19 protein-coding genes are annotated in these 20,784 nt (G+C 40.8%); 8 read left to right on the top strand and 11 right to left on the bottom strand.

Annotated elements, in window-relative coordinates; genetic code table 11:
- The first annotated feature begins 46 nt into the window (after nt 1-46).
- The 4 genes from CWC04_RS11810 to CWC04_RS11795 all read left to right on the top strand — a co-directional run bounded on the left by CWC04_RS11810 (nt 47) and on the right by CWC04_RS11795 (nt 5,056).
- Nucleotides 47-655 carry a flavin reductase family protein gene (locus tag CWC04_RS11810; RefSeq protein WP_138685511.1) on the top strand — a complete coding sequence of 203 codons (609 nt, stop codon included), beginning with the start codon at nt 47-49 and terminating at the stop codon, nt 653-655.
- A gap of 71 nt (nt 656-726) precedes the next feature.
- Nucleotides 727-2,655, top strand: coding sequence for a S9 family peptidase (locus CWC04_RS11805; protein WP_138685510.1), 1,929 nt, complete (start codon nt 727-729; stop codon nt 2,653-2,655).
- A 262-nt stretch (nt 2,656-2,917) separates the two neighbouring features.
- Nucleotides 2,918-4,372 (top strand): ATP-binding protein, encoded by a 1,455-nt coding sequence (locus CWC04_RS11800; protein ID WP_004587406.1) that lies wholly within the window; start codon nt 2,918-2,920, stop codon nt 4,370-4,372.
- A 9-nt stretch (nt 4,373-4,381) separates the two neighbouring features.
- On the top strand, nt 4,382-5,056 hold the full coding sequence (locus CWC04_RS11795) for a response regulator (RefSeq protein ID WP_029773415.1): 675 nt from the start codon (nt 4,382-4,384) through the stop codon (nt 5,054-5,056).
- A gap of 18 nt (nt 5,057-5,074) precedes the next feature.
- Here the strand turns inward: CWC04_RS11795 and CWC04_RS11790 are convergent, their stop codons facing one another.
- On the bottom strand, nt 5,075-5,929 hold the full coding sequence (locus CWC04_RS11790; protein WP_024034251.1) for a PA4780 family RIO1-like protein kinase: 855 nt from the start codon (nt 5,927-5,929) through the stop codon (nt 5,075-5,077).
- Nucleotides 5,930-6,183: 254 nt separating this feature from the next.
- Here CWC04_RS11790 and CWC04_RS11785 point away from each other — a divergent pair, with 254 nt between their 5' ends.
- Both CWC04_RS11785 and CWC04_RS11780 read left to right on the top strand, forming a co-directional pair.
- On the top strand, nt 6,184-6,459 hold the full coding sequence (locus CWC04_RS11785) for an EF-hand domain-containing protein (protein WP_004587403.1): 276 nt from the start codon (nt 6,184-6,186) through the stop codon (nt 6,457-6,459).
- 11 nt (nt 6,460-6,470) lie between these two features.
- Nucleotides 6,471-6,923, top strand: coding sequence for a hypothetical protein (locus CWC04_RS11780; protein WP_004587402.1), 453 nt, complete (start codon nt 6,471-6,473; stop codon nt 6,921-6,923).
- A gap of 129 nt (nt 6,924-7,052) precedes the next feature.
- On the opposite strand, the gene CWC04_RS11775 is transcribed toward CWC04_RS11780, so the two are convergent.
- From CWC04_RS11775 to CWC04_RS11755, 5 genes are all read right to left on the bottom strand, one after another.
- Complete coding sequence (locus CWC04_RS11775) at nt 7,053-8,354, bottom strand: MFS transporter (protein ID WP_138685509.1); 1,302 nt, start codon at nt 8,352-8,354, stop codon at nt 7,053-7,055.
- Nucleotides 8,355-8,358: 4 nt separating this feature from the next.
- Nucleotides 8,359-10,299 carry a putative bifunctional diguanylate cyclase/phosphodiesterase gene (locus CWC04_RS11770; protein ID WP_126006288.1) on the bottom strand — a complete coding sequence of 647 codons (1,941 nt, stop codon included), beginning with the start codon at nt 10,297-10,299 and terminating at the stop codon, nt 8,359-8,361.
- Between the two features lie 145 nt (nt 10,300-10,444).
- On the bottom strand, nt 10,445-11,284 hold the full coding sequence (yghU, locus tag CWC04_RS11765; protein WP_126006290.1) for a glutathione-dependent disulfide-bond oxidoreductase: 840 nt from the start codon (nt 11,282-11,284) through the stop codon (nt 10,445-10,447).
- Nucleotides 11,285-11,374: 90 nt separating this feature from the next.
- Complete coding sequence (locus tag CWC04_RS11760; RefSeq protein ID WP_024034245.1) at nt 11,375-11,956, bottom strand: rhomboid family intramembrane serine protease; 582 nt, start codon at nt 11,954-11,956, stop codon at nt 11,375-11,377.
- 104 nt (nt 11,957-12,060) lie between these two features.
- Nucleotides 12,061-12,744, bottom strand: a complete 684-nt coding sequence (locus tag CWC04_RS11755) for a type 1 glutamine amidotransferase domain-containing protein (protein ID WP_126006292.1) — start codon at nt 12,742-12,744, stop codon at nt 12,061-12,063.
- Between the two features lie 164 nt (nt 12,745-12,908).
- Here CWC04_RS11755 and CWC04_RS11750 point away from each other — a divergent pair, with 164 nt between their 5' ends.
- The gene (locus tag CWC04_RS11750; protein WP_138685524.1) at nt 12,909-13,832 is read left to right on the top strand and encodes a LysR family transcriptional regulator; all 924 of its coding nucleotides are present in this window, start codon (nt 12,909-12,911) and stop codon (nt 13,830-13,832) included.
- Nucleotides 13,833-13,844: 12 nt separating this feature from the next.
- On the opposite strand, the gene CWC04_RS11745 is transcribed toward CWC04_RS11750, so the two are convergent.
- From CWC04_RS11745 to CWC04_RS11725, 5 genes are all read right to left on the bottom strand, one after another.
- A complete protein-coding gene (locus CWC04_RS11745; protein ID WP_138685508.1) occupies nt 13,845-14,579 on the bottom strand; it encodes a dienelactone hydrolase family protein in 735 nt (244 codons plus the stop codon).
- Between the two features lie 77 nt (nt 14,580-14,656).
- Nucleotides 14,657-15,988: a glycerophosphodiester phosphodiesterase family protein gene (locus CWC04_RS11740; protein ID WP_138685507.1), complete on the bottom strand. Its 1,332-nt coding sequence runs from the start codon at nt 15,986-15,988 to the stop codon at nt 14,657-14,659.
- A 55-nt stretch (nt 15,989-16,043) separates the two neighbouring features.
- Nucleotides 16,044-16,907, bottom strand: a complete 864-nt coding sequence (locus CWC04_RS11735; protein WP_138685506.1) for a carboxylate/amino acid/amine transporter — start codon at nt 16,905-16,907, stop codon at nt 16,044-16,046.
- A 103-nt stretch (nt 16,908-17,010) separates the two neighbouring features.
- Nucleotides 17,011-19,146 (bottom strand): M3 family metallopeptidase, encoded by a 2,136-nt coding sequence (locus CWC04_RS11730; protein ID WP_096042068.1) that lies wholly within the window; start codon nt 19,144-19,146, stop codon nt 17,011-17,013.
- Nucleotides 19,147-19,358: 212 nt separating this feature from the next.
- Nucleotides 19,359-19,565, bottom strand: coding sequence for a hypothetical protein (locus tag CWC04_RS11725; RefSeq protein WP_004587392.1), 207 nt, complete (start codon nt 19,563-19,565; stop codon nt 19,359-19,361).
- Between the two features lie 197 nt (nt 19,566-19,762).
- Between CWC04_RS11725 and CWC04_RS11720 the strand changes: the two genes are divergently transcribed.
- Nucleotides 19,763-20,626 (top strand): mechanosensitive ion channel family protein, encoded by an 864-nt coding sequence (locus CWC04_RS11720; RefSeq protein WP_024034237.1) that lies wholly within the window; start codon nt 19,763-19,765, stop codon nt 20,624-20,626.
- The last annotated feature ends 158 nt before the right edge of the window (nt 20,627-20,784 follow it).

Raw genomic sequence — 20,784 nt, 5'->3', positions numbered from 1 at the left:
AATACAGCGCTTTTACGATTTGCAGTACGACGTATAAAGGAAAATTATGTTTTTAGATTTAACGCAAAACACGCAGCACAATGTTTACTCGTATTTAGTGGGGGGTATTAGCCCGCGTCCTATTGCTTGGGTAAGCACACTTAGTAAGGAGGGGGTTGCTAATATTGCCCCGTACTCTTTTTTTACAGTGGCCAGCTGTAACCCGCCAGTGCTGAGCGTGACCCAAGTAAACCCACGCGACAAAGCCAATAAAGACACGCTTTTAAACCTTCAAGCCACTAACAACTGCGTGGTTAATATTGTTAGTGAAGAGCTAGTAGAAAAAATGAATCAAAGCTGCGCTAATTATCCACATAATGTGAGTGAATTTGAGGCGGCAAATATTGAAACAATCGCCAGTACACACGTAACATCCCCAGGCGCCGCAGCGGCTAAAGTAAGATACGAGTGCACCTTAAGAGACGTTATTCAGATAAGCGACGAACCCGGTGGCGGCAAGGTTATGCTACTCAACGTGGTGGGAATTTATATTGACGATAACGTGTTAGTGAATGGCTATATAGATCCCACGCGATTAAACAGCGTAGGTAAAATGGGTGGAGACTACTTTAGCTCTACTAAAGATAAATTTGTACTAAAGCGGCCACAATTGTAAAATAACAGATTAACTTTATACACTTACTGTTAACTCATTAAGCGTTACTTATAAAAACAAATGGATATTGAATGTCTAAACTTTACCTCACTTTAGTATTTGCCCTACTTAGTTTTAGCTGCCTATCAGCCTCTGATAAAAAGCTACCCATAGAAGCGTTTGCAGGCTTAAAAAGCATAAGCCAAGTTAAGCTCTCACCAGATGGAAATAACATTGCGTATGTTAGAAACCTTGATGGCGATTTAGTTTTAATGGTGCAAAGCCTTACAACAGGCAAGGGCAAGCCGATTATTAAATCGGATAACCACACTGTATTTTTTGACTGGTTTAGTTGGGCAAGTAATGATGTGTTGTTATTGGGCGCACGATACATTAAATATCAATTTGGTGGGGTTAAGTATGCGTCTACATTAATGTATTCGTATAATCTTAGTGATGATAAAGGAATAAAACTGGCTTTTAGAGCAAACAACACGCGTGATGAAAAGCAGCCTCAGTTTTCTGACCGAATTATTAGCTTTTTACCGGAGCAAGAAAATAAAATACTCGTTCAGGGCGATTTTAAAATAGCCAATACCCCTGCTGTGTATGAACTTGACCTAACTACCTTACGCAAAAAACAAATACAACGTGCTCGTGCAGATGTAACCAGTTGGTTTGCTGATAGACAAGGCAAGGTTCGTATTGCTAAAAAAATGGATGAAACACAATTTACTTACGAGCTGTACAATGAGCAAAATGAGTCGTGGCAAACACTATTTAGCTACGAAGTATTTAGTGAGCAAAGCATTTCGATACTTGGCTTTGATAAAGATCCTAACTTTTTATACATCACTGCGCTCCATGAAGGGCGTGATGCATTATTTAAGCTTAATCTAACAACTAACAAACGTGAGCTCATTTTTAGCGACGACAAGTATGATGTAGATGGCGATATTTTTTACTCACGTAAAACTGGCGAAGTGGCAGGCTTTACGCATTCGCATTTAGAAGATGGTATTGCGTATTGGGATGAAGACTTAGACAAGCTACATCGCTCTTTACGAGCATCACTACCTAAAGATTCATTTGAAATGGATATTGTTAGCACCAGCGACGATCAGCAAAAATATGTACTTTATGTCAGCTCAGATAAAACATCAGGCGCCTATATGTTAGGTGACAGAAAGCGAGGTGATTTAACATTTTTTGCAGACGTTTACCCACACATTAACGAAAGCGTATACGCCGGTAAAGAACACATTAGCTATAAAGCACGTGACGGGCTTATTATAGAAGGCTACTTAACGCTGCCTGTTGGCTATGAGAAAGGCGATAAGTTACCCACTATTATATTTCCACATGGTGGGCCTATGGCGCGAGACTATGCAGGCTTTGACTATTGGACTGCGCTACTGGCATATAATGGCTACGCCGTGTTACAGCCTAACTTTCGTGGCTCAAGTGGTTATGGTTATGACTTTTTAATGCAGTCGATCCAAGGTTTTGGTTTAGCCATGCAAGATGACTTACAAGATGGAGCTAACTGGTTAATAGACCAAGGGATTGCTCAGCCAGATAAAATTTGTATTGGTGGCGCAAGCTATGGTGGATACGCCGCCTTAATGGCTGTTATTAAACACCCTGAAACATTTAAATGTGCGGCAAGTTTTGCAGGGGTAACTGACCTTGAGCATATTGTGAGTAAAGCCCGACACTTTACAAACAAAGACATAGTACGAAAACAGTTTGGAACAAATAGCGATAAGTTAGAGGCCAATTCGCCGGTCAATTTTGCTAAATCAATTAACAAACCTGTTTTACTTGTGCATGGTAGCGACGACAGTGTTGTCCCTATTTACCATAGTAGAGAAATGGAAGATGAACTAGATGACGAAGATAAAGATGTTACTTACATTGAGCTAGAAGATGGCGATCATTACTTGTCTTATCAGCCGCATAGAATTAAAACGTTACAAGCGTTTCTCGATTTTTTTGATAAGCATTTAAAAAACGATTAATAACAAAGGCGACTTAGGTCGCCTTTTTTGAGCTTAATTTTTTATATAATGCACATTGTTTGCACTTTTACTTGTTAACGTTATACGTTGTTATTAAAGGCGCTATTTATAAGTCGCTATAATAGAACACGCAATTAATACAATTGTTATTACAGGCTATTCTTTAAAGTGCTTAGAGCTTTTAAAAATACGTTTTAGCAGTAAAAAAATACGCAATAAATAACAGCTCAAATGCTTTTAGAGTCAGGTTTATAAAAAATAAATGAAAATTCATAACAAACTTTTTTTAATATTATTTAGCTTCACCTTTAGCATTATTGCGGGGCTAGTTGTGCTTATTCAGTACAGTATTGGCCAAGGTATTATTGATTTTGTAAACGCCAAAGAAGTAAAAGCATTAGAGCCATTAGCGGTACAGCTGGCTAATAAATACGCGCAAACTCCCTCGTGGGATAAAATTATAGGTAACGATCAGCGCTTTTTAAGGTTGGTTGAATCGCAATTGCAATCAAGCCAGTTTTTACCTAGTTTACGCGATATGCCACAGCGCCCAGAAATTCGCGGTGAACGCAGACCCAGACCCCCACAGCATATGGCGCAACGAGATCGTCGCCCACCGCCCGAGCATGCCGCGCACTATGCACTACTGGATGAAAACCAGCAGCGTATTTTTGGTAAATTATTTGAGGATTTAAAGTACATTAAAACGCCCATAGAGCTTGAAGGTAAAACAATTGCTTACCTTGCTGTTTCAAAAAGAAAAAGCCTAGCAGATGGGTACGAGCTGGATTTTTTAAAGCAACAAACTAACTATTTATGGCTTATTGCGTTAACCGCAGGGCTACTTACCTTACTGTTGTCTTTTTTACTGGCAAGGCATTTAGTTGGCCCTGTAAAGCAAATTGCCAGTGGTATGCATAAGCTAACCAAAGGGCAGTACAGCACAAAGCTTTTATTAGATAGAAAAGACGAGCTGGGCCAGCTTAGTGAAGATTTTAACACCTTGGCCTTTACGCTCGCTAAAGATGAGCAAGTACGTAAACGCTGGTTAGCTAATATTTCTCATGAACTAAGAACGCCCATGAGCATTTTACTCGGTGAGCTCGAAGCTATGTTGCTTGGGATACGTGAACCAAACAATAAAAATATTAGTTCTGCTAACGATGAAGCGCTGCATTTAAAGCGCTTGATTGACGACCTACACATGTTAAACAGCGCAGAACTAGGCGGCATGCATTACACCATGCAACCTACCGACGTAGGCTTTTTACTTAACTCCATAGAGCAGAAGTATCACGTTATTTTTGAGCAGCACGCTATTAATTTTTACCTTCTTAATAGTGCTAACAACACCACAGTAAACGCAGATAAAACACGTATACTGCAATTACTAGATAATATCTTAATGAATGCGGTGCATTATGCCCAGTGCTCAACTATTTCTTTAAGTGCCAATAACGTAAATATTAAAGGCCAAGCCTATTTAGAGCTTATAATAGAGGACAACGGGATAGGCGTTGAGCAAACGCATTTATCGCACTTGTTTGAATATTTATACCGTGTAGACAGCTCTCGCAATCGCCAAGAGGGTGGCTCTGGTTTAGGTTTGTCTATTTGTCAGCATATTGTTAAAGGTCATAATGGCGAAATATCAGCCGAAAAAGCCAGTATTGGCGGGCTTGGCATTGTTATTAAATTACCCTTATTAGTTCAGTAGAGGATAAATATGAGTGAGCAAATACTCATTGTTGAAGATGAAATAAAACTTGCCAATTTAATGAGCGACTTTTTAACAAGTCATCATTATCAAACGCACCTTATTCATCATGGTGATGAAGTACTTAGCTGGCTTGAAAGTAATAAGCCAAGTGTTATTTTATTAGATATTATGTTGCCAGGGCAAAGCGGTATAGAGCTGTGCAAAGCGATAAGAAAGTTCTCTAATGTGCCCATTATTATGGTTTCGGCAAAGGTAGAGGAGATTGACCGGTTACTCGGACTTGAACTAGGCGCCGATGACTACATTTGTAAACCGTTTAGTTATGCTGAGCTGGTGGCGCGAGTAAAAGCAATTTTAAGGCGTGTGAATACCACAAAAGAGCCGGTAAATAATGCCATGACACTGGATGAAAGTACTTACAGTGTAAACTATAAAAATAGCAGTATAGAACTTACTAATTTTGAATTTCAGCTATTTAAGCCCTTGTATTCCAACCCTAACAGAATCTATTCACGCGATAGCTTAATGGACACCATGTACGCAGACCAACGCATAGTTAGCCACCGTACTATAGACAGCCACATAAAAAAGTTACGTAAAAAGCTTGATGAAGTAACGCAAACCGACAGCGTTATTCAGTCGGTTTACGGTGTGGGCTATCGGTTTGTTCACCCTCAATAGCTAAACGTGAGCGCAGTTTTACTCATCGTCAGCGTTTTTAATACGCTCTAAACGGTCGAACTCTTCGTATTCGGCCGCTTGTATTTCATCGAGTACCGCATCTACATCTGCAGATTCATTACTGTCTTCAAATTCTCCGCTGAGCACAGTGTTTGGTGTTAAGCTGGCCTCTTCAAACAGTGCCCACATTTCTTTAGCGTAATGGGTGTTTAATAGGCTAGGTGCAAACTGCGCATAATAACGGCGTATGTTGTTTACATCGCGCGTAAACATTGCTTGCGCACTGTTATTGGCTGCGGCGTTTACAGCTTGCGGAAGGTCAATAATTACAGGCCCTTTACTATCAACAAGTACGTTAAATTCCGATAAGTCACCGTGGATAATACCAGCGCACAGCATTAATTTAATATAATGAACCATCATACTGTACTGCTCAATAGCGTCTTGCTGTGTAAGGGTCACATGCCCTAACTGTGGAGCAACATCACCGTCTTCATCGCACACAAGCTCCATTAACAACACGCCATCAATACAGTAATAAGTATCAGGAACTCTGACGCCAGCGCGTGATAAACGTGAAAGCGCGTCTACTTCTGCATTTTGCCAAATTTCTTCTTCTAGTTGCCGCCCATAACTAGAGCGTTTACCCATGGCGCGGGCTTGGCGTCCGCCTCTTACTTTTCGGCCTTCTTGATACTGAGCTGCCTTTTTAAAGCTGCGTTTAACGGCATCTTTGTAGACTTTAGCACAGCGAATTTCGCCACCGCTGCGCACCACAAATACATCCGCTTCTTTACCGCTCATTAAGCGGCTTATCACTTCATCAATTAGGCCATCATCAACGAGTGGCTGGAGGCGTTTAGGTATTTTCACTGCGATACAACTAGAAAAATTGGAAGATTAAACATGTATGTTAATAAGTCCTTAGTATGTTAGCTCTCAAAACAGGTGTTGAAAGTGGTTTTAAGTAATTAGTTATCACAATAACCGAAATACCGAATAAGGTAAAAATAACATGATAAAAATCGGATTTATTTTTATTTCCTTATTGTTTGCACAATGTTTGCGTTTTTTAAGCGTACTTTATATTCATACCCTTTATTAATATTTAACCCAAGGTGACCACGATGAAGCATTTTTCTACTTTTGCCGTTGCTGCATTATTATCAATGGCTTTTTCAGCCAATGTTGCAGCCAGAGGCGGTGATAACCCACCACCTAAACCTGACTTTTCAAGCATAGATGCAGATGGTGACGGTGTGATTAGCCTTGCAGAATTTAGCGAAAGTGCGCCACCGCAAGGCGATGCGCAAACTATTTTTGACGAAATAGATGCCGATGGGAATGGCGAAATTAGCGAACAAGAGTTAAGTGAACACAAGCCACCACGCCGCGCACGTTAAGGGAGAAAAATATGATCAACAGTATTGGTAGCTCAGCGAGTTTTATGACTCAACAATCTAGCCAAGTAAGCGCTTTAACTTCAGAGCAAACTGAGTTTGTTAAAGAAACACTTGCAGAATTTGATGCACAAAACCTAAGTACGGAAGATGCGCAAAGTATTCAAGCCGCTTTTGAAGAGCAGGGGATCTCACCTACAAAAGAGTTAGCTGATTTAATGAGCGAACTTGATTTTGACGCTAAAAGTATTGGCGATGCAGGACGCCCTGAAGGGCAGCGCCCGCCACCGCCGCCGCAAAACTCGCTAGAATCTGTTGATACTGACGAAGTGGTTAGCTACTTAGATGAGTTATTAACTGAGTATTCAAGCCAACTATCTGATGAAGATAAAGAATCAATTCTTTCATCGGTACAAGAAAAATTTGGTTTAAGTGAAGGTGATTCACTGCTAAATGTAACTGCTTAGGTGTTATAACTTGAGGTAAAGCTGACTGTTTATCCTTAGGTCTTAAGTCCAAAGCCCGGCAATTATTTTGTTGGGCTTTTTTTAATATACCAATTCGCTTAATTGATTACGTATTATTGCGCATTGGTATTACTCCGCTTGAGGCAAAAAAATCGCGCTAATAGCACCTAACAAACCGAGCAGGCTATACAGCAGAATAAGCTGTGCGGTTGATAAAAATGCTTCTAAAAGCCCTATACTGCCTAACATTAAAAGCAAAATGCCAATTACAGTATTACTAACCGACACGTAATCAGTGCGTTTATTGCCTTGTGCCATATCCACTAAATAGGTTTTACGCCCGAGCCGCACGCCTTGATGAGCAATGCATAGCAAAAAATAAAAACCAGGTATTACCCAAGCATATTCAAACAGCTGGCTATACCATGTGGCTATTACAAACACGCTCACGCCGTTTATGGTGACAAGTAACGCACTGATCACAAGCACCTTTTGGCTAGAAAAGTCGCTGAGTCTTCCCCATATTGGCCCAGAAATTAAACTTGCTAAGCCAGACACGGCTAAAAATACTGCCAATAATGAAAATTCAAACTGCTGAGAGCTTGCTAAAATAATATAAAAAGGCGCGCTTAGGGCTGAGCAAAGTAAAAAGGCGCGGGTAATTACAAAGTGTGCAAATTGTTTATCTTGATAAAGCAGCTTTAATTTACTTAGCGCATTTAAAAAGCCATTTTTACCGCCTTGTGTCGCCCCTTTGTATTCGTTTATGCGGCTATAAAAAAGTGCAGCAACAACCCACAAAACGGCGCCTAAACACAGCGCAATTAATACCGTATTTTGCTCTTTTTGCCCCGAAAAAAACCACATCATTAAACCAAAAGTGAGTGTTGCAAAGCCGGCAATACTTGCCGCCAGGCCACTTATATTGCCCCGCTTTTTTTTAGGAATAACTTTACCTAATACATCTTTAGCGGCAATAGAGTTAAACCCGCGGGCGAGGCTAAAGAGCACCAGCAGGGCTAAAATTGCATAGCCAGCCTGAGCGCCTTCTAGCACAAATGAAACACCAACCATAGCGCCAATACATACCGCTTGGGCAAATGCACCATAAACCCATACCCACTTTCTTACTGAGAGTTTACGGATAATATTGGCTATCGCTAATTGTGGTAATAAAGAGCCCGATTCTCTTATAGGCACCAGCCACGCTATAAACGCGCTTGGTACGTTTAAGCTTTGCATTAACCAAGGCAGAGTGACTTTAGGGTTGAGGAGGGCATCGGCAAATTTACTAAAAAGCTGACTTGTTAATAAAAGAATAAAGTTACCGGCCACTTCTTTGCAGTCATCTTCGTTTATGTCTTTACAGGCGCGTGCGTCTTCATCGTTGTTAAGGCGTTTATAGACTTGATCTTTAGTGAGTTTTTTCATACTGCTAGCTACACAATTTGTTTTGCTCTTTGAGGTACGAATCTACAAAGTGTTGTTCCATAGGTTTAGAAAAGTAATAACCTTGTAGGTGAGACACGCCAATTTCTTTTAACATGTTGGCTTGCTCTAGGGTTTCTACACCTTCAGCGACTACTATAAAATCAAGTGTTGAGGCCATTTGCACAATCGCATGAATTATACTTAAGCCTCGCTTATCCATATTTTGAATGAAACTTTTATCTATTTTTACTATGTCTACACCAATATCTAACATGCTCGACAAGGATGAGTACCCAGTACCAAAATCGTCAATAGAAATACAAAATCCTTGTTTTTGCAGCTCTTTTACTGCTGCTAAAAAGGTGAGCTTATCCTCAGCAAACACAGATTCAGTGATTTCAAGGTGCAGGTTTTCTGGCTTTACGCCGTATTGATCAACGATATTTACAACCTTAGTGACAAAATCAGGGTCTTGAAGTTGTATTACAGATACATTAACGCTCACAGCAATAGGGGGGTGTACGTTTTTAAACGTGCAAGCTTGCACACACGCTTGCTCAATAACCCATAAGCCAAGTTCGGTTATGAGGTTGTATTGCTCGGCAATGGCAATAAATTCATCAGGAAATATCGCTTCGTCATTTAATTGCCAGCGTAAAAGTGACTCAAACGAGGTCACCTTCGCTGTTTGGCTATCCACAATAGGCTGAAACACTAACCGCAAGCCGTTGTCTTTTATTGCACTTGCCAAGCGCTTGCTGAGCAATTGTTCGCGTTCTTGTTGGCGCTTTAAGTCATTGTTGTAGATATTTACGCAGCCTTTGGCAATACGTTTTTGATGGTACATTGCTAAATCTGCTGAACGAATTAACGCGCTTAAATTACCCTCATGCTCAGGAAATAACGCTATGCCAATAGTGGCAGATACCCAGCTTTGGTATTTGTATCGTTCATGCTCGGCACGAATGCTTTTAATAACCTTTTTGGCAAAATCAAATAAGTCTTGTTCATCTTCATAGGTTGTTAAAATTAAAAATTCATCTCCGCCCCAGCGGCATTTGTATAAGTGGCGGGTGCAAACGTTAGTGAGTCGCTCGGCTATTTCTTTAAGTACTTGGTCGCCAACTTTATGACCCATAGAGTCATTAATTTGCTTAAAGCCATCTAGGTCTACAAAAAGTAAAGCGAGTTTTTCCTCGGGGTGATCTGCCAGTTGTTTATTTGCCACTTTTAAAAAAGCGGTGCGGTTTAACAAGCTTGTTAGCGGGTCAGTATTTGATAAACGGTAAATTTCTTCTGTGCGTGTTTCTACTTTACTTTCCATTTCGTTAAGTAGTTCGCGGTTTTGATTTCGTAATTTTATGGCCTTTTGGGTAAACGTGGCCGACTTATAAGAAGAGGCGACCATAATTGCCGAAAAAGTAATGCCTAAAAAACCTAATACATAGTGGTAATAGTCATCAGATAAGGTTAGTACTATAGAGTAAGGCATTAATAAAATAATGCTGTAACACACCGAGGTAAAGCGACTACCCGAGAGCAAATTGGCTGAGCCTCCAGCAAATGCCGACAAAATAGCTATTGTGGTGGTAATTTCAACGGTGGATGAGCTTTTATGAAACCACAGTGCGTAACATGACCACGAAATCGCGGTCGCTATACACCCCACCGAAAAGCGTTTTAAAAAGCTATTTGCATTAAAAGGCTGGTTAACTCCTTTGGTGTAGTTAAAGTAAATAACATCCATTAGCCTTGCTGCTAAAACAACCAGCATGAAAAAAAGCCAAATTATTTTTTCTTGATTTGTTCTCTCATCCGTTAGGTCAAATGCAAATACAAGTACAAAGCTAACTAACGCCGAAACACCAATGCCAGATAAAGCATTAGAATATAAAAGTTTTACGGCTTCTCTGCGTTCATCACTATTTAAATTTTTATATTGCACTCATTAAAGCCTTATGAAAAGTAATGCGGGTAAAGCAGGTTAGATTTTATAAAAACACAATAATAAATATAGTTTAATGACAGGGAAATGCAGATTTTAAATAAAAAAATGCCCATAACACAATGTCTTGTTATGGGCTGTTAGATTAAAAGTCGCTGGCGTTATGTCGTTCGCTAAGTTGCTCTTCTTCAGGGCCCCAGGTGCGATTAACACGTTGACCACGTTTAACAGCGGGGCGCTTTGCTATTTGCTCTGCCCAGCGCATTACATGAGTGTAAGAGGCAACATCTAAAAACTCAGCGGCGTCGTATAATTTTCCAAGCATCAACGAGCCATACCAAGGCCAAATGGCAATGTCGGCAATAGAGTATTCGCTACCCGCCATGTATTCGTTTTCACTTAAGTGGCGATTTAATACATCGAGCTGGCGTTTAGTTTCCATAGTAAAACGGTCTATTGGGTATTGCATTTTTGTTGGTGCGTAGCTATAAAAATGACCAAATCCGCCACCTAAATAAGGCGCTGAACCCATTTGCCAAAATAGCCAATTACGGCACTCGGTCTTGGCTTTAAAATCTTTTGGGATTAGCACATCAAATTTTTCTGCCAAGTATTGTAAAATTGAACCCGACTCAAAAATGCGTGTTGGTGGCGTGGTAGAGTGATCCATTAGCGCAGGAATTTTAGAGTTTGGATTAATATCAACAAAGTCTGAGCCAAATTGGTCGCCTTCGCCAATGTTAATTAAATAGGCATCGTAGTCGGCATCGGTTAGGCCAAGCTCTAATAACTCTTCAAACATAATGGTCGCTTTTTGGCCATTAGGCGTGGCTAATGAATAAAGTTGAAACGCATGCTTGCCAATGTCTAAGGTTTTGTCATGAGTGGCGCCGGCAATAGGGCGGTTAATATTAGCAAATTTACCACCACTTTCGCTGTCCCACGTCCAAACTTTAGGCGGCGTGTATTCGTGTTCATTACTCATAAATAACCTCAATTTAAAAATGTAATTAATTTATATACTCATAGATAACAAGCTGGGGGCGTAAAAAATTAATTAAAGGCAATGAAAAAATTATCGTGCTTTTAATTTATCTGCTTTGGCAAGTTTATACCCTAAAAAGAACCCACTTAATGCTCCAAAAAGGTGACTCTCGAACGAGACATGAAAGCGTTGTGGTAGCACGCCCCAAATAAATCCGCTGTAAAGCACTGCCACTACTAGGGCAATAACAATAGACTTAAATGAGCGCCTAACCACGCCATAGCACAGTATAAATCCCCATAAACCATAAATAACGCCGCTTAATCCAACATGAAAACTACTTCGACCAAAGGCCCACACTAATAGCCCGCCAATTAACGCAGTAAATATAAACACGGTATAAAAGCGTTTTACACTGTATTGGCAAATTAGCCAGCTAAGTACAGCAAAAGGCAACATGTTGCTAGCAAAGTGCCACCAGCTGCCATGTAAAAATGGGGCGCATAAAATGCCGATTAACCCTTGAACGCTGCGAGGGTAAATACCTAAACCATTAAGCGTAATGCCAGGTAAACTATTGATCACTTGTAGTATTAGGCATATAAAAACTACGCTAAATATTGCAAATCGCGTACTGGTTATCAGTGAAGATGATGATGGGGTAGTTGGCATATAAACGCTTTAGTAGGATTGTTTTGTACCAGTATAGGAGTATGTTTTCGCTATTAAAAGCGATTTAATAAGCGCGGCGTTATGCGCCGCGCACAGGGGTTATTTTAACCTAGTTTAGTTAATAGTTTTTTCGCAGCAAGCTCTGAACTTGCCGGGTTTTGGCCTGTAATCACTAAACCATCTTCGAGCGCTAATACGCCCCAGTCGTCGGTTTTTTGATAATCGCCGCCTTTTTTGATTAGTTCATCTTCAACTAAAAATGGCACTACGTCTGTTAATTGCACGGCAGCTTCTTCTGAGTTAGTAAAGCCTGTTACTTTTTTACCAGCTACCAGCGCATTGCCTTGTGCATCTTTAACATTTAAAAAAGCGGCACTTGCGTGGCAAACAGCCGCTACTGGCTTTTGCTCTTCTACAAACTTTTCAATAAGTGAGATTGAATCGCTGTTATCTACTAAATCCCAAAGTGGACCGTGGCCGCCTGGGTAAAATACCGCGTCAAAGTCGCTGGCGTTTACTTCACTTAACTTTTTGGTGTTTGCCATAAGTGTTTGTGCTGCGCTGTCGTTGTCATAGCGCTTTGTTGCATCGGTTTCAAAGTCAGAAAGCGTGCTAGTTGGGTCAATTGGCGGTTGGCCACCCGCAGGGGATGCAAGTGTTACCTCTGCACCAGCATCAACAAATGCATAGTAAGGTGCTGCAAATTCTTCTACCCAAAAACCTGTTTTTTCGCCTGTGTTGCCAAGCTCTGAATGTGAGGTAAGTACCATAAGTATTTTTTTAGCCATAACAATATTCCTTCGATTAGTGAGTAAATTAAAGCTTGGTGTTAACCAAGGTGTTGTAATAACTATATGCACTTAAAAGTATTTAAACAACGATGATAAATTTAACTTTATTGGTTTAATTATTGATACAATTATTGAGTTGAATAATCATTGGTGGGTTTGTGATGAAAGTGTCGTTTGAGCAACTTAAAAGCATGGTGGTATTTGCGCAAATTGTCGAGCAGGGCAGTTTAACCGCGGCTGCAAAGCAGTTGGGGTTAACGCGTGCGGTGGTAAGTTATCACCTTAAAAAATTAGAAACGCAATTAGAAGTTACGCTGCTAAATCGCTCAACCCGCACTATGGCGCTAACTGAGGCGGGCATTGCGTATTATGAGCGCTGTAGAGTGATCACAGAACAAGCAAACGCAGCTAATCAGCAAATAGAAAACATTAAAAGTGAGCCACAAGGAGTATTAAAAATTAGCTGCCCTGTTAATGTAGGCATGCAACTAATTGTGCCTGCAATTAATACGTTTAAACGCCAATACCCCAAAATTGAAATAGACCTGCAACTAACCGATGATGTGGTTGATATAATAAGAAACGGCTTTGATATTGCTATTCGTGGGGTCGCTTTAAGTGACTCAAACTTACAAGCCACTAAACTAACAACCATGAGTACCTGTATTTGTGGCTCAGCTGAGTATTTTGAACACTTTGGCAAACCTAAAACGCCAGCTGAATTAGCCTTGCATAAATGGGTGGTGTACCAACTTAGCAGTAAAACATTAACCCTTAGCAAAGAGGGCAAAAAATACGATGTAATATTACAAGGCGGCATAAGCACCAATAATGCCGCAGCGCGTACCGCGTTTGTAGAGGCCGGGCACGGGCTTGGGCGCATTCCGTTGTATGATGCGTGGCCTAAAGTGCAAGCAGGGCTGTTAGAAATAATACTCGATGATTATAAAACAAAAGATATTGAGCTTTATGGCGTGTTTCCACCTGGGGCGGCAGGCTCCAAAAAGCTCAGGTTGTTTATTGATTATTTAAAAGCATATTTTGTTAAACAGCATACTGCACTGGGCATGCTAAAAAGCACGTAAAGCCGCACTTAATTATAAAGTACGATTAAATAATGCAACCGCTTGCTGGTACATAGTAATTGCAAGCGCGGCATCGTAACGCTCGCCCTCATCACGCATAAACGCATGCTGTGCGTTTACTTCTTGCCAGTGGTAGTTAATACCCGTGGCTACACATTGCTGATAAATTTTATTTCGGCCTTGTTGCGGTACATGTGGGTCTTGCTTACCCCAAATAAAGTGTATTTCACCTTGAATATCAGCCATGCGTTCAAACGAATTGTTACCTGTATTAGCAGTTAAGGTATCACTATGAATATCGGTGGCGTATAAACAAAATGCAGCTTTTATGTGTGGGTTTAATGCGGCTCTGTAAGCTAAATGCCCACCAATGCACACACCCATGGCGCCTACTGTGCCAGTGCAGTAATCTTGATTTTGTACAAAGTCGATGAGTGCTTGTGTGTCGCTGTCGTGGTGCTCAAGTGGCTTTTGCCATTTATCGGCATTGCCTTTATCTTTACCCGCGTCATCGTACGCAAGTACAGTACCAATCGGGTTTAGCTCATGAAATACCTCAGGCACTAACACAACAAAACCATGGCTTGCTAAAATAGCAGCGCTGCGCGCAATAGGCGCGGTTTGCTGAAAAATTTCAGAGTAAAAAATAATACTTGGATATTGGCCAGCTGCTTGTGGGCGGTAAACGGTAGTACGCATTAAGCCTGTTGGGGTGGGTAGGTCGGTATTATGGTGTTGGATTATCATAAAAGCGCTCAGTTAAATAATTAATAAGGTTATGGTAACTGAGCGCAAAAAAATAAACGACCACTGATACTGGTTTTTTAAATGCTTGCAGGCATTTTATTACAACTTGCGTAGTAGCTTACGGTCGCGGGCCAATCCGAAAATATACCCATAACCCCAACATCCTGCGCGAGTACATCAACCACCGTCATCATGTCGCCATCGTTATCGATAACATCGGCGATTGATTGATAGTAGTAGCCACCGCCCTCGTTAAGAGGCCCCGAGCGCTCAAGGCTCCATGCTATCAGTTCAAGCCCTGCAGCTTTTGCGTCAATGGCGTATTGTGAGGGGACAATATTACTTTCGTTGTCTATGGTGAGCATCATCCAAATAGGGGGCGCTAATATTTTAACGCCATCGGCTACTAGCTCTTCCATACTTGGTTGCCACGTTGCAGGGTTACTTGGATCAAAGCCCGCTTCGCTGTCACGGCCATCTAAATATACGCTTTGATTTGCAAAGTCGGGGTTGTTATTTATCCAATATTTCACATCATCAAGATTAAACGATTGCGGGTACACATCACTGCTTGGTACGTTCAATTGCGTGTATTCATCAAGCATTTTTTGCGCGTATTGCTGTTGTGTCATTCCCTCAAAAGGCATGCTAACTTGCGGCGATTTTAGCTCTGGGGTCATTTTTACACCCAGGCTTTTAAATAACTCAATACTTTGTTTATGAGTTACTAATGTTCCACCTGTGGCGTATAAATCGGTGCGCCAGCTGGGCGTGCCCTGCATATATTCACCAACAGTAGTGGCTTGGGTGTTGGCGCCATCCATTTTACCTTCAAGCGTTAAAAATTCGCTCAGGCTGATATCGCTTGTGCAGCATTTAGCGGTGGCAGGCGTGCCACTGGCCGCGTTAGCTGGAGTAAAAGGCACACTGCACTTAGCGGCAAGTTCAGGAATGGCTAATATATTGGTGGTGGTGTGCAAATCGCACTGAGAGTGGCGACACACGAGCTCTTTGTCGCTGGTAAAGGTTACATCGCACTCAACAATACCTGCGCCCATACGCGCCGCAGCTATATAAGACTCCTTTGTATGCTCAGGGTATTGCATTGGCGCACCACGATGACTAATAGAAAAATCTGTACGGTAAAATGGCCCATCTGTACACGATTCTAATTTTGTTTTTAAATCGCTTTGTGCCATATCGTTAATTAGGTAGTCGGCACGAGTACCTAATTGAATATCAGGCGCCTCGCCTTTTGCAACTTCAACAATTACAGGCGTCGGTACTTCAACAACCTCAACGGTGGTATTGGTAACGACTACGTCTTTTTCTACAACTTCGACATCGTCGTCGCAGCCGCTCAGTAGTGCAAGTATTACTGAGCTTGTTATTAGGGTGAGATGTTTCATGTTTGTTCCTTAACGTTATTTTATTCAACCCTAATCGCGTTCAATGACAAATTAGCTACAAGGATGTGACGTTCTGTTTATTTGTCCCCAATTGATTAATTACCAGTGCCGCTAACATAATTGCACCCCCCATACTTAAGCGCATAATTTCGGCATTTTTATTCCATATAAGCACGTTAACAATAATACCGGCAGGAATAAGCACGTTGTTCATAACGGCTAATGCTCCCACATTTACTTTTGTTGCCCCTTTGTTCCATAAAAAGTAACCAAGGCCCGAGGCTACAATACCTAAATATATTAAAATACCCCACTGGGTAAGTGTACTCGGTAATTTGCTTGTATTGCCAAATAAAGCGTAGCAAGCACTCGCCACTACTAATGCGCCAATAAAAAACCAACCAAATACGGTTTTGTCATCCAGCTGATTAGTGGCCATTAAACGTTTATAAGTTACTTGTCCGGTGGCAAAACTAATATTGGCACCCTGAACCAGTAATAAACCGATGATGAAATGACTATTGAGGCTTTCCCAGCGAATAGCTACCGCGCCTAGTACGGCAATAAGCGCAACCGCAAAAAAGCGAGGGTTAAAATGCTTATTAAGTGCATCGTTTAAAAGCGTTATATAAAGCGGCGTCATAACGGTAAAGAGCAACACTTCGGGTACGCTTAAAAATAAAAAGGAGTGATAGTAAAAGCTGTACATAACACCCAGTTGCACAGCGCCTATCAGCATTAGCTTAAGTGCGAGTGGTTTTGAGGTAAGTTTAGGTTTTAAAAAGGGTAAAAAAACCAATGTGGCTAATGCAACTCGTATTAATACGCTAAACCACGCATCAACTTGGCCTGCTAGGTACACACCAATTAAACTAAATGAAAAAGCCCAAAGTAGGGTAACTGCAAATAAATAGCCCATAATTGTCGTTTTTTATAATTTATAGTGTGGCTAGTTTATCTGTTATAAACAATAAAAGCCCGCAAGCGGGCTTTTATAAGGTTAAAATTAATAAACGAGGTTATTAATCAACCAAACCACGGCGCTTAAGAAGTGCGTCTGTCGTTGGTTTTTGGCCTCTAAACTCAATGTAGCTTTGCATTAAGTCGCGGCTGTTACCTTTTGATAGGATTTCTTCACGGAACTTGTCACCGTTTTCACGGGTTAGACCACCGTTATTTTCCATATGTGCAAACGCATCGGCTGCAAATACTTCAGTCCATAGGTAGGCGTAGTAACCTGCTGAGTAACCACCGGCAAAAGTATGGCTAAAGTAGTTTGATTTATAACGCGGTGGCACTGGGTAGTAATCAATACCGTGTGCTTTTAGCGCATCGCTTTCAAACTTTTGAACATCACTGATTTTTTTATCAGAACCAAATGAGTGCCATTCCATATCAAGTAAAGCAGCTGCTAAGTATTCAGTAGTACCAAAGCCTTGGTTGAATTTTTGCGATGCTAATACTTTATCAAGTAATGCTTGTGGAATTGGCTCACCCGTTTTGTAATGCTTAGCGTAGTTAGCAAGTACGGTAGGTTCAATCATCCAGTCTTCGTGTGCCTGTGAAGGAAATTCAACAAAGTCACGTGCTGTAGCAGTACCCGCTAGGCTTGGGTATTTAACATTTGAGAATAAACCGTGCGCAGCATGACCAAATTCATGGAACATAGTCGATACTTCGTCGAAGGTCATTAGCGTTGGCTCACCTTCAGCTGGTTTTGGAATGTTTTGTGCGTTGTAAATAACCGGTTTAGTGCCTTTTAAGCCGCTTTGGCTTACGTATGCACTCATCCATGCACCGCCACGCTTACCTTCGCGTGCGTATGGGTCCATGTAAAATAAACCAATAGCGCTGCCATCTGCGTTAAATACTTCGTACGCTGTTACATCTTCGTGGTAAACAGGTAAGTCTTTACGCTCTTTAAAGGTGATACCGTAAAGCTTGTTCATTGCGAAGAATAACCCATCATGGATCACAGAGTTCATTTCAAAGTATGGCTTAACTAGCGCAGGATCTAGGTCGTACTTTTCAGCACGTACTTTTTCTGCGTAAAACGCCCAGTCCCATGGCTTAAGCTCAAAGCTTTCGCCAGAATCGTTAATTACTTTTTGGATAGCGGCCGCTTCTGCTTTGGCTTTTTCAACAGCTTTTGGTGCAAGGTCATCTAAAATGCCGTATACGTTGTCGGTTGTTTGTGCCATACGCGAAGTCATTACATACGATGCCCAATCTTTAAAGCCTAACAGCTCTGCTTTTTGTGCACGCAGGTTAGTTTCTTCAATAATGATAGGGCCGTTAGTTTTAGCAGCACGGTTTGTAGAGGCTTTAAAAATTTGCTCGCGTAGTTCACGGTTTTCAAGGCTTGATAAGATAGGCTGCTGAGTGGTATTAACCAAGGTGATCATGTAGCCGTCTTTGCCTGCTTTTTTAGCTGCGGCTGCAAGGCCTGCAATTTCACCTTCAGATAGGCCAGCAAGTTTAGATTTGTCTGTAACAACAATAACGTCTTCTTTAAACGATTTTAAAATGTTTTGAGAGAACGCAGTAGATAGCTCTGCAAGCTGAGCATTTATTTCACGCATTTTTGCTTTTTCAGCATCACTTAACTTAGCACCGGCTTTTACAAATTGCTTGTAGTAGAAATCAACTAAGCGTTGATCTTCAGCGTTAAGCGCATCTTTATTGTCGTAAATAGTTTGTACACGCTTAAATAACGCACCATTTAGGTAAATGTCATCAGAGTGAGCAGATAATACCGGCGCCATTTTTTTGCTTATACGTTGGTATTCGTCATCTGAAATTAAACCCGATAGGTTGTAAAAAGCAGCAGATACGCGGTTTAACAACTCACCAGATTTTTCCATCTCAACAAGTGTGTTTTCAAATGTTGCTGGTTCTGGGTTGTTTGCAATAGCTTGAACTTGCGCAGTGTGCTGAGCAATACCTGCATCAAAGCCTGCTTCGTAGTCTTTTGTACCAAACTTATCAAACTCTGGTGCCATGTATTGTAATGGGCTTGGTTTGAATAATACATTGTTTGCGTTCATATCTTGCACTTGTGCTGCGCTCTCTTTAGCTGTGTTCTGAGTTTCGTTAGATGAACAAGCAGATAGGATTAGGGCACTAGCAATAGTAGTGGCGATCAGTGTTTTACGCATAATAACTCCATAAAAAGATGAGCCGAAATAGGCTTTTCGAGTCGAAAACCCAGTTAACTTATCAAATTTTGGCGTTTATACAATAAAGTTTATCGGTATTAAGCGGGATTTAAACGCAAATTAGCTACTAAAAATGCGATTTGGAGGTAAAAGTAGCCTTAAAAATAAACGTAAGGCTACTTAAATATTGTATTGTGTGTGTTTTTTAAAGGCTAGTTATAGCCAAGAACAAAGCGTTTTTCAGAACCAAAGCTATTAGATTGCTGGCCAAATTCTTTATTAATAGTAGCAAGTGTTTGTTCTTGCTCAGCAAGAAGGCACAAAATTTTATTGCGGTAATCTAGGCTGCTTTCAAACAAATTTAAATCTACCTGCGGCTGCAAAGTAGCGAGTCTTTGATTTAGAGTAAGTTGTGACATATGTAATCTCCAGTGCTTGTACACTATTTATATAGCACTCGGTGCAATAAAGAGTTAATAAATTGTTTAAACAAAAACGTTAAACCTATTAACTTAGCGTTTTAACACTATTATGCCGTGCTAAGCTTAGCGAAGACTGAACCACACTCATTTTTACTGAACAAATAACAAACAATAAATAATACTTTGGAAAACACATGACGCTCGAACACATTCAACATTATCTCAGCTTGGTTATTTTTACCTATAACGATGTACACATCACTGTGGCTAAGGTTATACAAGTTCCTTTAATTTTATTTGCTATGTGGTTTGTAGTAACGCGCATTGGCAAACTTATTAAAAAAACACTGTTGGCAAAAAAAATCAGCCAAGACGCGGTCCATCTATTTACGCGTATTTATTTTATTTTGAGTATCGCAATATTAATTTTCACCTCGTTAGAGGTTTTAAGTATTCCGCTTACGGCCTTTGCATTTGTATCAGGGGCTATAGCCATTGGAGTCGGGTTTGGTGCGCAAAACATTATTAATAACTTTATTAGTGGCTGGATTTTAATGTGGGAGCGGCCAATTCGTATTGGGGACTTTTTAGAAGTGGGTAATGCAAAGGGCGTAGTAGAGACTATTAATACGCGCTCTACCCGCATTCGCCGTAACGATGGTGTGCATATGTTAATCCCTAATTCGCAACTATTAGAAAACACAGTGACTAACTGGACCTTAATAGACGGTAATGCCCGCTCCTCGGTTAGCGTAGGTGTTGCTTATGGCAGCGATGTATTGTTAGTTAAAACGTTAATTCAACAAGTGCTTGATGATCATGATGCGATACTAACAAATCCAAAAGCCTCTGTTTTATTTGACGACTTTGCTGATAGCTCACTGGTGTTTAATGCAATTTTTTGGGTTTGTGCAGAGTCAGAAACCATGCTCAGAAAAGTACGTAGTGATATCCGTTTTAGTATCTATGCTGTTTTTGAAAAACACGATGTGGTGATTGCGTTTCCACAGCGCGATATTCACATTGATGGAGAAATTGCGTTAAAGCGTACTCAATGAATTTAGCCTTTAAAATTTAGCAAGCATTAACGGGTTTTAACTGCGCGTTTCTAGTTTGGGTTTATTTGTAAAAATACGCAGTTTGCTACTTTAAAGTGACTTTTGAAAGAAAGGACATATGTCCGCATTATTAGTCTTTTGCATCTAAAAGCGGGTAA

This window comes from Pseudoalteromonas sp. S2893, from assembly GCF_005887105.1.
Taxonomy (GTDB): domain Bacteria; phylum Pseudomonadota; class Gammaproteobacteria; order Enterobacterales; family Alteromonadaceae; genus Pseudoalteromonas; species Pseudoalteromonas atlantica.
The sequence above is the reverse complement of the archived record's forward strand: the minus strand, read 5'-3'. Positions and strand labels throughout refer to the sequence as shown.